At 54.8% G+C, this 15,872-nt stretch carries 13 protein-coding genes and 1 CRISPR repeat array (1 of these 14 cut by a window edge); of the genes, 12 read left to right on the plus strand and 1 reads right to left on the minus strand.

What is annotated here, in order from left to right:
• From ABD931_RS23455 to ABD931_RS23490, 8 genes are all read left to right on the plus strand, one after another.
• A complete protein-coding gene (locus ABD931_RS23455) occupies nucleotides 1-3,912 on the plus strand; it encodes a hybrid sensor histidine kinase/response regulator (RefSeq protein ID WP_345270454.1) in 3,912 nt (1,303 codons plus the stop codon).
• The gene (locus tag ABD931_RS23460; RefSeq protein ID WP_345270455.1) at nucleotides 3,909-5,408 is read left to right on the plus strand and encodes a sigma 54-interacting transcriptional regulator; all 1,500 of its coding nucleotides are present in this window, start codon (nucleotides 3,909-3,911) and stop codon (nucleotides 5,406-5,408) included. Before ABD931_RS23455 ends, ABD931_RS23460 begins: the two co-directional genes overlap by 4 nt.
• A gap of 190 nt (nucleotides 5,409-5,598) precedes the next feature.
• Nucleotides 5,599-6,333 (plus strand): NRDE family protein, encoded by a 735-nt coding sequence (locus tag ABD931_RS23465; protein WP_345270456.1) that lies wholly within the window; start codon nucleotides 5,599-5,601, stop codon nucleotides 6,331-6,333.
• Nucleotides 6,311-7,450: an ATP-grasp domain-containing protein gene (locus tag ABD931_RS23470; RefSeq protein WP_345270457.1), complete on the plus strand. Its 1,140-nt coding sequence runs from the start codon at nucleotides 6,311-6,313 to the stop codon at nucleotides 7,448-7,450. The genes ABD931_RS23465 and ABD931_RS23470 overlap by 23 nt, the downstream gene beginning before the upstream one ends.
• Nucleotides 7,431-7,766 (plus strand): LysE family transporter, encoded by a 336-nt coding sequence (locus ABD931_RS23475; RefSeq protein ID WP_345270458.1) that lies wholly within the window; start codon nucleotides 7,431-7,433, stop codon nucleotides 7,764-7,766. The genes ABD931_RS23470 and ABD931_RS23475 overlap by 20 nt, the downstream gene beginning before the upstream one ends.
• Before the next feature lie 2 nt (nucleotides 7,767-7,768).
• A complete protein-coding gene (locus ABD931_RS23480) occupies nucleotides 7,769-8,044 on the plus strand; it encodes a hypothetical protein (RefSeq protein WP_345270459.1) in 276 nt (91 codons plus the stop codon).
• 143 nt (nucleotides 8,045-8,187) lie between these two features.
• The gene (locus tag ABD931_RS23485) at nucleotides 8,188-9,471 is read left to right on the plus strand and encodes a hypothetical protein (protein WP_370469347.1); all 1,284 of its coding nucleotides are present in this window, start codon (nucleotides 8,188-8,190) and stop codon (nucleotides 9,469-9,471) included.
• A gap of 48 nt (nucleotides 9,472-9,519) precedes the next feature.
• On the plus strand, nucleotides 9,520-10,878 hold the full coding sequence (locus ABD931_RS23490) for a PhoPQ-activated pathogenicity-related family protein (RefSeq protein ID WP_345270460.1): 1,359 nt from the start codon (nucleotides 9,520-9,522) through the stop codon (nucleotides 10,876-10,878).
• A gap of 7 nt (nucleotides 10,879-10,885) precedes the next feature.
• Here ABD931_RS23490 and ABD931_RS23495 read toward each other — a convergent pair whose 3' ends face one another.
• Nucleotides 10,886-11,047 carry a hypothetical protein gene (locus ABD931_RS23495; protein WP_345270461.1) on the minus strand — a complete coding sequence of 54 codons (162 nt, stop codon included), beginning with the start codon at nucleotides 11,045-11,047 and terminating at the stop codon, nucleotides 10,886-10,888.
• Nucleotides 11,048-11,112: 65 nt separating this feature from the next.
• Between ABD931_RS23495 and ABD931_RS23500 the strand changes: the two genes are divergently transcribed.
• From ABD931_RS23500 to ABD931_RS23515, 4 genes are all read left to right on the plus strand, one after another.
• Entirely contained in the window at nucleotides 11,113-11,403 is a 291-nt protein-coding gene (locus ABD931_RS23500; RefSeq protein ID WP_345270462.1) for a hypothetical protein, read from the plus strand.
• A gap of 77 nt (nucleotides 11,404-11,480) precedes the next feature.
• Nucleotides 11,481-11,702 carry a hypothetical protein gene (locus ABD931_RS23505; RefSeq protein WP_345270463.1) on the plus strand — a complete coding sequence of 74 codons (222 nt, stop codon included), beginning with the start codon at nucleotides 11,481-11,483 and terminating at the stop codon, nucleotides 11,700-11,702.
• A 5-nt stretch (nucleotides 11,703-11,707) separates the two neighbouring features.
• Nucleotides 11,708-11,941: an SDR family oxidoreductase gene (locus ABD931_RS23510; RefSeq protein ID WP_345270464.1), complete on the plus strand. Its 234-nt coding sequence runs from the start codon at nucleotides 11,708-11,710 to the stop codon at nucleotides 11,939-11,941.
• Between the two features lie 167 nt (nucleotides 11,942-12,108).
• A complete protein-coding gene (locus ABD931_RS23515; RefSeq protein WP_345270465.1) occupies nucleotides 12,109-12,582 on the plus strand; it encodes a nuclear transport factor 2 family protein in 474 nt (157 codons plus the stop codon).
• A 199-nt stretch (nucleotides 12,583-12,781) separates the two neighbouring features.
• A CRISPR array of direct repeats spans nucleotides 12,782-15,872; the repeat unit is 37 nt; unit sequence GTCTTAATCCTTGTTCTGCTGGAAGTGGTACTCTGAG (it continues 622 nt past the right edge of the window).

The raw sequence follows: 15,872 nt of genomic DNA on the forward strand, positions 1-15,872 counted from the left end.
ATGAAGAAGCACTACAACCGGGTACTCGTCTTCCTCTTCCTGAGTGTTTGGGTAGCCCGGCCGGCATATGGGCAGGAAACCGGCATTCCGTTCATCCAGAACTACAGCCCCAAGGAATATAAATCGCATCCCGAGAACTGGGCCATGACGCAGGACCACCGGGGTATCCTGTACATCGGCAACCACAACGGCATTCTGGAATACGACGGCAGCGACTGGCGGCTGATTGCCGTGCCCGGTATTACCGTCCGGTCGCTGGGGGTCGACTCCATCGGCACTATTTACGCCGGTACGCATAACGATTTCGGGTATCTACAGAATGGGAAGGCGGGGCAGAAAGAGTTTGTGTCGCTGGCCGCTCAACTGCCCGCCGATGAGCGGCCCATTGCCACGGTCTGGCGGTTGTACTGCACCCCGACCGGCGTGTATTTCTGCACGTTCAAGGCTATTTACCGCTACCGGCCGGGGGAGCCGCTGCGGGTCTGGAAAACCGGCGGAACCTTCCACCTGGCGCATTATGCACATAATACGCTGTTTGTGCGGGAAGAGGGCGTGGGCCTGCTGCGGCTGAGCGGGAACACCCCCGAAACGGAAGCCCTGGCTCTTGTTCCGCAGGGAGAGCGCTTTGCCGATCTGCGCATTCAGTCTATGCTGCCGTATCCGGATGGGCGGCTGCTTGTCGTAACGTTTCAGGATGGACTTTACCTCTACGATGCTCCGTTTTTGCCGGGCCGGCGGGGGGGCACGAGTTCGGCACGGATAACCGTGTTTCCCACCGGCCTGAACGACTGGTTACGGCAGAACAAAGTGTATACGGCCATTGTAGTGCCTGACCCCATTTCGCGACAGTACCGCTACGCACTCGCAACCCTGCGCGGGGGAATGTGCCTGGTTAATGCCGACGGGCAGTTGCTGCACCGTATCGACGAGCAGACCGGGCTGCGGAAAAATACGGTTCACTGCCTGTTTGTCGACCGGCAGCACACGCTATGGGCAGGGCTGGGCAGTGGTCTGGCGAAAGTGGAGGTGAATATTCCGGTAACGCGGTTCGACGCCAGCCTGAACGTCAAAGCTACCGTCTGGAAAATAATCCGCCACCAGGGGCTGTTATACATCGCTACAAATATCGGCTTATACTACCTCGATAAACGCCGGGGGAGTTTTGTGATGATACCCGGCATCGACCGCCCCTGCTGGGATCTGTTGCCCTGGGGCGATGCCCTGCTGGTGGGCGGCATGGGCGTTATTTTCCGCGTCGGGAACCAGCAGGTGCAGGAGGTAATCCCCGTTTCCGGCGGCAATGCCTACGCCCTGACCCGGCCTCAGGCTGACTCGACGGCGCTGATGGTGGCCATGTTCGACGGCTTTGAGTTGCTCCGGCAAAGGCAGGGCCGCTGGCGCAGTATAGGCCGCATACCGGCCATCACGGGAGAGTGCTGGTCGATTGTCGAATACCCGACGAATACCGTCTGGGTCGGTACGCACCTGGAGGGGTATTACCGCATTGATTTTTCTGACGGCGTGCGCACCACGGCCCCCGTTCGGAAATATGGCCCGACGCAGGGCGTTCGGCAGCTCGACTGGAATTATGTTTTTCCAGCCTCCGAAGGCCCGTTCTTCGTGTCTAAAAATCATCTGTACCGCTACGAACCGGCCGCCGACCGCTTTGTGGAAACGGTGCGCCCTGGCTTTGACTTTCGCGCACCTGACCGCAGCTCCCCGTATTTTGCAGAAGACCGCCGGCATACGTTCTGGTTTTCTAATCCGCTGGGCATTGTCCGCCCCCTGCGTAACGGGCGGGTGCAGTGGGATACGCTGAGCCTGATGCCTATTCAGCGCGGGGGCTTTGCCGTGTACCCCGAAGATAACGGCATTGTCTGGATTGGGAACGACGAGGGGTTGTACCGGTACGACGGCACCCGGATGGCCACTCCCCCGGCGTTTTCGGCGCTGGTGCGGGAGGTGCGCCTGCCCGCCGTCGATTCGCTGCTCTACGTGGGGGGTGAGTCGTCGGCTGGTCAGAGCCGCCGGTACGAGCTGCCCTTCCGCTACCGGACGCTGGCGTTTCGGTTTGCCGCTACGAGTTATGTGGGCGAGGGCGGCAATGAGTTTCAGTACAAACTGGACGGCAACGGCCTGATGCCCGATGATTCGGTTTGGTCGAAGTGGACGCGTGAAACCAAAAAGGAGTACACCAACCTGCCACCCGGTCAGTATACCTTTCACGTGCGGGCCCGCGACCCGTACCGCCAGCTTAGCCGCGAGAGTACTTTTACGTTTACCATCCTGCCGCCCTGGTACCGCACCGGCTGGGCCTACGGGCTGTATGTGCTGCTGGCGGGGTTTGGCATCTACGGCCTGGTGACATACTACACCCGCCGGCTGGTCGACGAAAAGGAGAAGCTGGAAAACCTGGTGCGGGCCCGCACCACGCAGGTGGTGCGGCAGAAAGAAGAACTGATGGAGCAGGCCGTGAAGCTGAATGCCGCCAAAGAAGCTGCCGAGGCCGCCAACCAGGCCAAAAGCGAGTTTCTGGCCAGCATGAGCCATGAGCTGCGCACCCCGCTGAACGGCATTCTCGGCTTCGCGCAAATTTTGCAGCGCGACCCGTCGCTGACCGAAAGCCAGCAAAAAGGAGTGAATGTCATCCGCAAAAGTGGCGAACACCTGCTGACGCTCATCAACGAGGTGCTGGATATTTCTAAAATCGAAGCGCAGAAGCTCGATATTCAGGTAACGGCGTTCAGCCTGCCCGACACGCTGGCCAATATCGCCAACGTATTCCGGGCCAGGGCCGATGAAAAAGGGCTGGCGTTCACCTACCGCCGGCAGGGTACCCTGCCGGCGATGGCGCTGGGCGACGAAAAACGACTAATCCAGGTACTAAACAACCTGCTGAACAATGCCGTTAAATTCACGGAACAGGGGCAGATTTCGTTCACCGTAACCAGCCACGAAACCAGTACCGAACTGTACCAGGTGGAGTTTCGGGTAGCGGATACGGGCATCGGCATTCCACCCGAACGGCTGGCCGAAATCTTTCTGCCGTTCCACCAGATTCGGCAACCCAAGCAGTTTGTCGAAGGCATCGGGCTGGGCCTCGCCATTGCCGACAAACTGGTGACCCTGATGGGCGGCACACTTACCGTCGACAGCAAGCCCGGAACCGGCAGTACATTCTCGATTAGCCTGCCCATGACGGCCATCCAGGCACTGCCCAACGGCAAAACTGAACAGACCATTACCGGCTATGCCGGCGACCGCCGGTCGATTCTCATTGTGGACGATAAAGCCGAAAACCGCCTGGTTCTGGCCGATTTGCTGGCGTCGGTGGGCTTTACACTGGCCGAAGCCGCCGACGGACAGGAGGCCCTGCAGCAAATCCGGCAATCGGCTCCCGACCTGGTGCTGATGGATTTGGTGATGCCCCATGTCAACGGGTTTGAGGCCATTCGGCAGATGCGCAAAGACCCGGCGCTGGCCCCGGTAAAAATCATCGCGCTGTCGGCCAATGTGTTTGAGCAGAACCAGCGACGCAGCTTCCGGGCGGGTTTCGACGACTTTGTGTCCAAACCGGTGGAGGTGAGCGAACTGCTGCACAAAATTGGGGAACACCTGAATCTGACCTGGTGCTATGCCCCGCCGGTTAGCCGGGCAACGGTACCGGCCCTTGACGGAGACGGGTACGGGCATTCGGTCCAGGAAGATACCCTGCCCCCGGCCAGTGCCATCGAAGCCCTGAACGACCTGGCCATGATTGGCGATATCCGGGGCATTCTGGATACCCTCAACGCATTGGAACGGGAGGGACCGGCCTACCGGAAATTTGTCCGGGAGTTGCGAAAACTGTCGGAAGAATTTAACACGAAAAAAATCAGGGAGTACCTTAAATCCTGTCTGGAAACCCCATGAGTACGAAAACCGAACCGGCGCTGGCCAGCATTCTGATTGTGGATGACACGCCGAACAACATTGGCATATTATTCGAAACGTTAAGCCACAGCGGCTACAAGGTGCTGGTGGAGCGCGACGGCAAGAGCGCCATCGAACAAATCAAATACGCCCGTCCGGACCTGGTGCTGCTCGATGTGATGATGCCGGGCATGGATGGTTTCGAGACTTGTCGCCGACTGAAACACGACCCCGTCACCAAAGAAATTCCCGTTATTTTCATGACGGCGCTGGCGGAGACGATTGATAAGGTCAACGGCTTCAACATGGGCGCGGTGGATTACATCACCAAGCCGTTTCAGTTGCAGGAGGTGCTGTCGCGCATCAATACGCACCTGACCCTGCGCAACCTGCGGCAGGAGCTGCAACAGGCCAATCAACTGCTGGAGCAGCGCGTAGCCGAACGGACCGAAGCCCTGTCCAAAGCGCTGAAAGAGGTGGAGGAGTTGAAAAACAAGCTCCAGGCCGAGAACCACTACCTGCGTGAGGAAATCCGGCAGACCAGCAACTTTGAGGAGATTGTGACGCAGAGCAAGTTGTTCCGGAAAGTGCTGAGCAAGGTGGAGCAGGTAGCACCGACCCAGACCTCGGTACTCATCCTGGGCGAGTCGGGTACCGGCAAGGAGCTGCTGGCGCGGGCGGTGCATAACCTGAGCAGCCGCAAAAACCGGCCGCTGGTCAAAATCAACTGCGCGGCCCTGCCGGCCACGCTGATTGAAAGCGAACTGTTCGGCCACGAGAAGGGCGCGTTTACCGGCGCTGCGGGGCAGAAGATAGGTCGGTTCGAGCTGGCAGATGGCGGTACGCTGTTCCTGGACGAAATCGGCGAGATGCCGCTGGAGTTACAGGCCAAACTGCTGCGGGTATTGCAGGAAGGCGAATTTGAACGGCTGGGCAGCACCAAAACGCTGAAGGTAAACGTCCGCATCATTGCCGCTACCAACCGCGACCTGGAGCAGGAAATAGCAGACGGAAAATTCCGCGAAGATTTGTATTACCGGCTGAACGTATTCCCCATCCAGAGCCCTCCGCTGCGCGAACGGAAGGAAGACATTCCGGTACTGGTGCGCCATTTCTGCGACAAGCACGGCCCCAGCATCGGCCGGAAAATAGACCTCATTCCGCAGGAGGTCATCAACGCCCTGATGGCGTATAACTGGCCCGGCAACATCCGCGAACTCGAAAACATCATCGAGCGCTCGCTGATTATTTCGACCGGCCGCAAACTGGAACTCGGCGACTGGCCCGGCAGTGCATCGCTGAACCGTCGGAGTCTGCTGACCAAAAAAGTAAGTCCGCTGACGCTCGAAGAATGCGAACGCAACCACATCCTGTCTGTCCTGGAAATGACGCACTGGAAAGTCAGTGGTGACAACGGAGCCGCCCGCATCCTGGACATCATCCCCACCACCCTCGAATCCCGCATGAAAAAACTCGGCATCCGCCGGCCGAACTGATTCCGGAGATTTCGGTGCTTTCCGGATATGTCGGGACAGAGCATTGAGTGAATGGGTGATTGAGTGAATGAGTGAAAACAGGTTAAAATGCTTGAAAACGCCATTTTCGCTCAATCACCCATTCACCCATCCACTCAATCATCCCCTGGCACCCAATTTGAACTGGTCATCCCTGATAAACTGCTGCCCTATGTGTACCGTCACGTATCTGCCTCTGTCTGATAATGGCTTTATGCTGACCTCCAGCCGGGACGAACAGGTAAGCCGGCCTTCGGCTGCTTCGCCCCGTACGGAACGAATCGGGGGCCGGGAGGTGTGCTTCCCCCAGGACCCGCAGGGGCGGGGTACCTGGATTGCCGCGTCGGGCCGGAGTACGCTCTGCCTGCTCAACGGCGCGTTTCGGGCGCATGTGCCCCAGCCGCCGTACCGGCACAGCCGGGGGCTGGTGGTGCTGGATTTCTTTCAGTATACCTCGCTGTACGAGTTTCTGGAAGATTACGCTTTCACCGGCATCGAGCCCTTTACGCTGCTGGTTGTGGAGGCCGGGCTACTGGTTGAACTGCGCTGGGATGGAGCCAGGCTGCACTATACCGAACCCGACCCGGCGCAGGCCCATATCTGGTCGTCGGCGACGCTATACTCCGCCGACGTGGTCGCCCGGCGCGAAGCCTGGTTCCGGGCGTGGCTCCAGACCCGGACGACCTATTCCCTCGGAGCCATCCGCAATTTCCACAAAACGGCCGGGGCGGGCGATCCGGAAAATGGACTGTTCATGAACCGCGACAACCGCATCCGGACCGTCAGCCTGACCAGCGTCCTCAACCTGTCGTACGGTACCGAGCTGTTCTACGAAGACTTTTCGGCCCCTTCCTTCACCCACCAACTCATTGCCAACTATTACCATGAACGTATCCATGACAACTGAGCAGAAGGGGCTGCCGCTGCCGGACCTGAATGCAGGAGTGCCTACCTCGAAGGGGTTGTCGTGGTTCTCCAGTCCGTTCTTCATCCGGCTCCGGCACTGGGAATACTGGCCGTTTTGGGTGGTGTACTTCCCCATTGTGTTTTACTGGCTGTGGCTGTCGCTCAAAGCCCGGTCGCTGTTCTTCTTCACCGCGTCTAACCCGGCCATCGAAACCGGCGGTATGCTGGGCGAATCGAAGATTGATATTCTGAACAAAATTGATGACGCCTACAAACCCCTGACGGGCTTCATCCAGCAGTCAGCGTCTTTGCAGGATATTCAGGATACAATGCTGCTGGCCGGCATTACCTTCCCCATCATCATCAAACCCAATGTAGGCGAACGGGGGAGGGGTGTCGAGAAAATTACCTCACCGCATGACCTACAGGCCTATTGGCAACGTAATCAGGCCGATTGCCTGGTACAGGAGTATGTCGACAGCCCGCTCGAACTGGGCGTATTCTATTACCGCTACCCTGGTCAGGCCACCGGCGTCATTTCTTCCATTGTCCGCAAAGAGTTTTTGTCGGTTACCGGCGACGGGCGGTCTACGCTGCTGGACCTGATTCTGCAAAACGAGCGGGCGCGGCTGCAACTGCCCCGGTTGCAGGCGCAATACCGGGCCGACCTGCACCAGCTAATTCCGGCGGGGCAGAAACGGGAGCTGGTGCCGATTGGCAACCACAGCCGGGGTACCAAATTCCTGAACGGCAACCACCTCATCAATGAGCAACTGACGGCCGTTTTCGCCCGCATCAGCCAATCCATCGACGGCTTTTACTACGGCCGGTACGATCTGCGGTGCCGCAGCCTGGCCGATTTATACGCAGGGCGCGGCATCCGGATTCTGGAGCTGAACGGGGCCGGGGCCGAGCCCGCCCATATTTACCAGCCCGGCTTTTCGCTGCTGGAAGCCTACCGGGTGCTGTTTCACCACTGGCGGGTATTGTATGAAATCAGCCGGGAAAATCACCGGCTCGGCACCCCGTACCCAGGGTTGAAAGAAGCCATTCGGCTGTACCGGAAGGCGCAAACCCATAAAAAATCCGAACCGGCATATGCATCTACTCTGGCTTAATTTCGGGGTTGGTCTGCTGGTCAGCTTTCTGGGTACGCTGCCGCTGGGTGTGCTCAACCTGACCATTGTCCGGGTCAGTATCCGGCAGGGCATCCGGTCGGCGTTTTGGTTTGCGCTGGCCTGCGCACTGGTGGAATGGGTGTACAGCTACCTGGCCGTACTGCTTTCGCAGGCCCTGCTGGCGTTTATGGCGCTTAAAATAGCCACCGATTTTGTGTCGGTTGCCGTGCTGCTCGGCATGGGCGTTTACTACCTACGCAGGCGAGGTACGGCAACGACCGGCACCTCAATAGCTTTTACCTGGGCACGGTTCTGAGCTTGCTCAATGTGGTTGCGTTCCCGTTCTGGATCGTATACACCACGCTGCTGTCGCAGAAAGGCTGGGTGAGCCTGGCCGGTCAGACGCCCATTCTCGTCTATGTCATCGGCATTTCTATCGGAACAATGGCCGGTTTGTGGGTCTTTGTCAGAGCCGGCCGGCCCCTCCGCTACCTCCTGATCACGCAGCAGCACCGGTTCGACCGGTTCATGGGTCTGCTGTTCGTCGGTTTGTCTGTTTTTCAATCGGTAAGCCTTATTCGGTACGTCACGTAACCGGGTCGTCAGGATATAATGGCTGGGAAAAAGGTGAAAGGGTTGGGGAGCAGTAGGGCGAAAATAGGGGAGTGCCGGCTTGCTTTTTCCTGTCGCCCTTTCTTCCTTTACGCGCTATTCCTTTCCTCCCGAACAAAACCGATATGAAGCTGAAAAAGATACTTATCCTCCAACTCCTGATACTGCTGGTTGTAATGGGCAGCGGCTTTGCCCAGGCACTCCGGGTGGGGGCGGCCATGCGTGTGATTACACCAGACCCGCTGCTGCCGGTATCGGGCGGTATAGGTGCCCCCCGAAAAACGACCGAAAAGAAAGGCGATCTGTTTGCCCGGGCACTGGTGCTGGAACAGGGGTCGACGCGCCTGGCTATCGTCAGCATAGACAATATTGGCTGGCCGTCTGCACTGGGCAACAAGTCGCGGGCGCTCATCAAAGGCATCCCGCCGGAAAACATCCTGATCGGCGCTACCCACACCCATAGTGCGCCGGATGCCTATGGCTTTCCCGACCGGAACGGTAACTCGCTGGCTGATCTGAACTATCTGGACAACTGCGTCAAACTGATTGCCGATGCGGTGAATGAGGCTGTGAGCAAACTGGAACCGGCCTCGCTGAAGATTGCCGTTGGGGAGGCCAACGGCAGAATTGCCTACAACTACTATGCAGAACAGCTTTATGATCCCCGCTGCGGGGTTATTCAGGCCATTGGAACCAGCGGCAAAAACAAGGGGAAACCCATTGCAACCCTTGTCAACTACGCCATTCATCCGGAAGTGCTGGGGGCCGATAAGGGTATATTGAGCCCGGACCTGTGCGGCCCCCTGTACGACCGCATCGAAGCTAAAGCCGGGGGCATGGCCATGTTCATGAACGGTGCGCAGGGCGGCATGGTCACGGCCGACGTCCGGCGCGACAACGGTAAGGAGGCTAATACCTGGGAAGAGTGCATCCGGATTGGTGAACTGCTGGCCGATGAAGCGCTGCGTATTGTCAGTACCGCCGACGTACTGGAAAATCCGGCGCTCTCCTGTGCGGCCCGCACCGTTGAATTTCCTGTTGATTCGGAGATGATGCGGTATATCATCAAAAAATCGCCCCTGAACTACAAGCTGAGCCCTTCCGGTAAGGTGGCCGCGCAGCTCAATCTGCTGACCATCGGTCCGGCGCAGGTGCTGACCATTCCGGGCGAGGCCCTGCCTAATATCGGGTACTACGTGAAGCGGCACATGCCGACAAAATACCCCTTCCTGTTCGGCCTGACCAACGATGCTTTTGGTTATATGCTGACAAAAGTTGATTTTAACAGCTTCAAACGGTATGATTACATCAGCCAGACCAGCCTCGGCGAAATGACCGGTGAGATCTATATCGATGCCGTGCTGAAGTGGCTGGCTGAGCGTCCTAAACCGGTACAGGCCGCTAAATAACGGAGCGGCTGCCTGTTCTCCGTTCTCTAACCCTAATTCCTGAAACCCATGACCAGAAACGCATTGCTATTGACCGTCGTCTGTACGACATTGTTCTTTTTCGGATTTGACAAGCCACACCGGGATGATATAAACCCGGCCAATGCGCTGGAAAGCTACCTCAACAACGGGGATAAGTCGTTCCGGTGGGAGCTGAAAGACTCCTTCGAGGTGGGCGAGGTAACGGCGTATAACCTGCTGCTGACCTCGCAGAAATGGCGGGACTTTACCTGGCGTCACCAGTTGACGGTGCTGGTCCCGAAAGAAAACAACCACGACGGTGCCCTGCTGTTTATCACCGGCGGGTCTAACAAAGACGAACAGCCCAACTGGAGCACTAACAAGGGCGATGCCCTTGCATTTGGCCTGGTAGCCGCCAGAAACAAAGCCATTGTAGCCGTGCTGCGGCAGACCCCCAACCAGCCCTTCTTTAACAACCTGACCGAAGACGCTCTGATTTCGTACACCCTGCACAATTTTCAGAAAGACAACGACTATACCTGGCCGCTGCTGTTTCCGATGGTGAAAAGCGCCATGCGCGGCATGGATGCCGTGCAGGCCTTTGCCCGGCAGAATCTGAACCATACCGTCAACCGCTTTGTGGTGTCCGGAGCCTCCAAGCGCGGCTGGACCACCTGGCTGACGGGTGCCGTAGACAACCGGGCGGTGGCTATTGCGCCCATGGTGATCGATATTCTGAACATGCCCAAAAACCTGAAATACCAGATCGACTCCTGGAACAAATACAGCGAGCAGATTCAGGATTATGTAGACCTGGGCCTGACGGAAGCCATGACCTCACCGGGTGGCCGGGCCATCACCCAGATGATCGACCCGTACTCGTACCGGAAAAAGCTGACCCAGCCCAAAATGATTTTCATGGGCACCAACGACGAGTACTGGACCGTCGACGCTATCAAGCACTATTACGACGATATACCGGGCCGGAACCTGATTCACTACGTACCCAATGCCGGCCACGGTCTGGGCGATAAGCGGCAGGCTCTCGAAGGGCTGAGCGCATTCTTCGGAACCACCCTGCTGAAGCAGACCTATCCGGTTTGCCAGTGGACGGTCAGCCAGACCCGCGAGGGCGTAAAGCTTACGGTGAAAACCACCCCCGAACTGCTGGAAGAGGCTGTTGTCTGGTCGGCGGATTCCGACGACCGGATATTTCAGGATGAGAAATGGGAAAGTCGCAGTCTCGGCGCTAAAAACCAGCCGGCGGTTGAGCTGGTAGAGCCTTTCCCCAAATCGGGGTATAAGGCGTTTTACGTCGACCTGAAGTATAAGGCACCCAATGGCGGCACGTACATCCAGAGCACGCGGATGTTTCTGACGGACAATGACGAAGTGTTTCTGAAGTAAGCCGGGCCTACTCGAACCGGCGCTGTGCGCCCGGTAACTCTTCGTGGGCGTTGATGAGGATCATGGTGAGAATGGCGATAAAGATAACCACAATGGCCAGACCAACCGCCCATTTTCCGGCCTGAATACCCCGGGGTGAAAAGCTGTGCCGGGCTTTCCCGATCAGCACGCCGATGAAGAGCAGGGTGACCGAAAAGACCTATGTTTGTCTGAATCAATAGCCGCGTAAACCCTATGACACTCGATCAATTTACGGCCTCGCTGGCAGACGCTCAGCCGCCGGCCGGTCTGCACCCAATCCTGAACGCCCTTTGGTATGATGGCCGGGGCGACTGGGACCGCGCCCACGAAACCGCCCAGAGCCGGGAGGGCGTTCGGGAGTATGACCGGCTTCATGCCTATCTGCATCGGAAAGAAGGCGACCAGTGGAATGCCGGCTACTGGTACCGACGCGCCGGTGCCCCGGTGTTCGACGGCAGTCTGGCCGACGAGTGGACCGAACTGGTGCAGCACTACCTGCCCTAGCCTGTTTTAAATTTCTTTCCTCACAGCCTACATGCAGGAACTGGCTATATACGAGGTCTTCCCGGCCATGCAGCCGCATGAGAATCTGTATGCCGGCTCATTCGACAGCAACAATTACCCCTACAAACCGGCTCCTCCGGTGCGCTGCAACTACTATTGGGCTGGTGGTGGCCTTTACCGCACCGGTGGCGCTGGAACTGGGCATCTGGTTCAATAAACCCTATATCGACAGTACCGATTTCCGGACGGTGGTGTGTGCCGAATCCGGTGCAACAGCATCCACCCCGCAGCCATCATAACCCCCATGTGGGATGCCATGCTGGGTACCGGTGCCGAACGGCAGACCCTGATTGCCGACATTGAAGCGGGTATTCCCCTGGGCCATTTTGGCGAACCGATGGACGTAGCCTGGGCCGCCCTCTACCTGGCCGGCGACGAGAGCAAGTACGTCACCGGCATTGAACTAACCATTGATGGCGGCCTCCTGGCCGGCAGCGAGGCCAAACCCCGGCGGGCAGAAGCTGCGGTGCCGAAATAAGTATCTTTATTCTTGTTTATCAGCGTATTAACGTTATATTTGACAGGTGACTACGTCCAGGCCGCTCCGGCAGGCTACCGCTCCGGCGAGCCGGCGGTTGCGGGCCGTTCGCTATAGTATTGCAATCAGGATAAGAATGCCGTTTGGAACATTAACCGGTACATACGATGAAGCAAACGCTCCTGCCTCTGCTATTGGTGTCAGTCCTGTTGACGTCATGTACAACGAATCTCCGCAAAAAGGAAAAACAATCAAGTATGATAACTGAAGCAGAAAATAGTACGACAAACCGTACACGTGCTGCCGTTGATCGGTTCAATGCGGCATTCAACAAGCATGATGTAGATGCGGTAATGAATGCTATGACCGAAGACTGTATTTTTGAAAATACGAATCCAGCACCAGATGGTACCCGTTTGGTGGGTGCGCTGGCGGTCAGAGCCTATTGGGAAAAATTCTTTGCCGCTAATCCTGACGCATTTTTTGAGGCAGAGGAGATTGTTGCTACGGGTGATCGTTGCGTTGTCAGGTGGACCTATCGCAAGACAAAAGAAGGAAAACCCTGGCATTTAAGAGGAGTAGATATTTTCAAAGTTCGGGATGGAAAAGTGTCGGAGAAACTGGCCTACGTAAAAGGCTGATTACCTATGATTGACGAGCTGTTTTCCGCAATCCGGCGGGCCGGAATGCGGAAGCTGTCTGGCGAATAAGCTCCGGAGAATCATTCCCTTCGGTTTCTCAACCGGTACCGATTGGGGCTTTGATTGTCAGGTAGGCTATAGATACCGTAAATGAAAAAGGCCACTTGCTACATCGCTAGCAAGTGGCCTTTTCGTTTCGGTCTTAATCCTTGTTCTGCTGGAAGTGGTACTCTGAGTCCCTGCTGTCGTCGGGTGTGTGCCCGGCCGTTGTCTTAATCCTTGTTCTGCTGGAAGTGGTACTCTGAGATTATTTTTTGATTAACGGCTATATGTTTACTCATGTATTTAAGTCTTAATCCTTGTTCTGCTGGAAGTGGTACTCTGAGGCCAGACAGGAGCCTATCAAAACCCCGACTATCAGAGTCTTAATCCTTGTTCTGCTGGAAGTGGTACTCTGAGACCGTATTCGGCAACTTGACGGCAGGCGTGACGTAGTCTTAATCCTTGTTCTGCTGGAAGTGGTACTCTGAGAAAGGGTAAAACCCTTATTTAGCCCTAAGAGAGCCAAAAAGTCTTAATCCTTGTTCTGCTGGAAGTGGTACTCTGAGTGTAGAACATGAAATTTAAGGTAGCCCGTAAATCCGTCTTAATCCTTGTTCTGCTGGAAGTGGTACTCTGAGGCTAGTTGAAAAATGCTCCTTCCGAAAAGCTGCCGGAAGTCTTAATCCTTGTTCTGCTGGAAGTGGTACTCTGAGAACTTCGACCAGCACGTACTACCTCTCCATGCCGCAGGTCTTAATCCTTGTTCTGCTGGAAGTGGTACTCTGAGAATTGATATTTTTAATAAATCAATAAAATAAATTATAGTCTTAATCCTTGTTCTGCTGGAAGTGGTACTCTGAGACTTTCCTTTGCCAGTCATACGGATTAAGCGAACAAGGTCTTAATCCTTGTTCTGCTGGAAGTGGTACTCTGAGGTCTAATCAATACAACACCTACCGCCAGTACTTAGCCGGTCTTAATCCTTGTTCTGCTGGAAGTGGTACTCTGAGACCATAGTATTAGACTATAATACCAGAAGTATAAAAGTCTTAATCCTTGTTCTGCTGGAAGTGGTACTCTGAGCCTTTCTTAAGGTAACCGATCTAATTGCCAAAGGTGGTCTTAATCCTTGTTCTGCTGGAAGTGGTACTCTGAGCTAAAGGTACGGTTGTACCGTTGAACCCACAGCAGTGGGTCTTAATCCTTGTTCTGCTGGAAGTGGTACTCTGAGGATTAATATCTACGTGTGGAGAAACCGCGATTGTATTGTCTTAATCCTTGTTCTGCTGGAAGTGGTACTCTGAGGCTTGGGTAGATGCCAGAACGACAAAGGTTGTTGGGTCTTAATCCTTGTTCTGCTGGAAGTGGTACTCTGAGGAATGGTCTTTATACTATCTGCAAACCTATGGTTTGTCTTAATCCTTGTTCTGCTGGAAGTGGTACTCTGAGTTTACGAACTCATGAAATTCACAGTAGCACGTAAAAGCGTCTTAATCCTTGTTCTGCTGGAAGTGGTACTCTGAGTATTGATTATTGCGCTAGTAGGGTATTTTATTTTTAAACGTCTTAATCCTTGTTCTGCTGGAAGTGGTACTCTGAGATTGTTTAGTGAGATTGTTTTACAGGCTTGTTATTACGGTCTTAATCCTTGTTCTGCTGGAAGTGGTACTCTGAGAGACTTGTCCTTGCCTACCAGTTCTATTATGACACTGTCTTAATCCTTGTTCTGCTGGAAGTGGTACTCTGAGTGTTACCCGTTTAGCTTGGTATTTCAAAAAAACGTGGGTCTTAATCCTTGTTCTGCTGGAAGTGGTACTCTGAGGGGTACAACATAACGATTAAGACGTTCTCACAGAAAGTCTTAATCCTTGTTCTGCTGGAAGTGGTACTCTGAGAAATCTCGGTATCCTGTAAGCTCTAAGCTTGCAGAAGCAGTCTTAATCCTTGTTCTGCTGGAAGTGGTACTCTGAGTTAACCGTAGTGGTACGGTTAAACAACCAGTATAGTTGTCTTAATCCTTGTTCTGCTGGAAGTGGTACTCTGAGATTCAACGCGACTGAGGCCGCTATATTAAAGGGTCTTAATCCTTGTTCTGCTGGAAGTGGTACTCTGAGTATACCGGTACTCCCGACAAAATAAGGGTTCGGTTTGGTCTTAATCCTTGTTCTGCTGGAAGTGGTACTCTGAGTGCTGATCTCTGGAACAAGGGATCGATACAGTGAAGGTCTTAATCCTTGTTCTGCTGGAAGTGGTACTCTGAGCGCTTTCGCTCTTGTTTCTGCCGGTATTAATTCAGGTCTTAATCCTTGTTCTGCTGGAAGTGGTACTCTGAGAAATAAACAGCGGCTCCTGCGTCGCCGGGACTCTGGTCTTAATCCTTGTTCTGCTGGAAGTGGTACTCTGAGTATTATTTTCAAGCTTTTAAAGAAATAATCAATTGTCTTAATCCTTGTTCTGCTGGAAGTGGTACTCTGAGTTTAGCGATGCCGTGCAAACGGCGTTGCAGGACGAGTCTTAATCCTTGTTCTGCTGGAAGTGGTACTCTGAGCGTTGCAGGACGATGAGTTGTCAATCGATGATTGGTCTTAATCCTTGTTCTGCTGGAAGTGGTACTCTGAGAGTTATGCAAATTTTCAATAGTAGCGAAACGGAAATATTGTCTTAATCCTTGTTCTGCTGGAAGTGGTACTCTGAGGTATTATATGTCTTTGCCGAAAGGGAATTCGGCAGAGGTCTTAATCCTTGTTCTGCTGGAAGTGGTACTCTGAGGTGGGAGGTCAGGGAGACACCCATGACGGGTGTCCGGTCTTAATCCTTGTTCTGCTGGAAGTGGTACTCTGAGACGAGGAATTTGAGTTCCTCGGAAAACTCTTAGTACTGTCTTAATCCTTGTTCTGCTGGAAGTGGTACTCTGAGACCGACTTATGTATTCGTTAATGGAGTATTTGTACTCGTCTTAATCCTTGTTCTGCTGGAAGTGGTACTCTGAGAGTGCTGAGAAGAAGTTGGCGGAGAATCAAGTTATCGTCTTAATCCTTGTTCTGCTGGAAGTGGTACTCTGAGTGGAGGCAAATCAACTCATCGAGTTTGACCTCGATGTCTTAATCCTTGTTCTGCTGGAAGTGGTACTCTGAGCAGTAGCTAAAAACAGCACTCCTACGCAGAAAGGTAAGTCTTAATCCTTGTTCTGCTGGAAGTGGTACTCTGAGAAATAAGACCACGAAGGATACAGTATTTGGCCAGTTGTC

Origin of the sequence: Nibrella viscosa, from assembly GCF_039541875.1 — a bacterium.
GTDB lineage: Bacteria > Bacteroidota > Bacteroidia > Cytophagales > Spirosomataceae > Nibrella > Nibrella viscosa.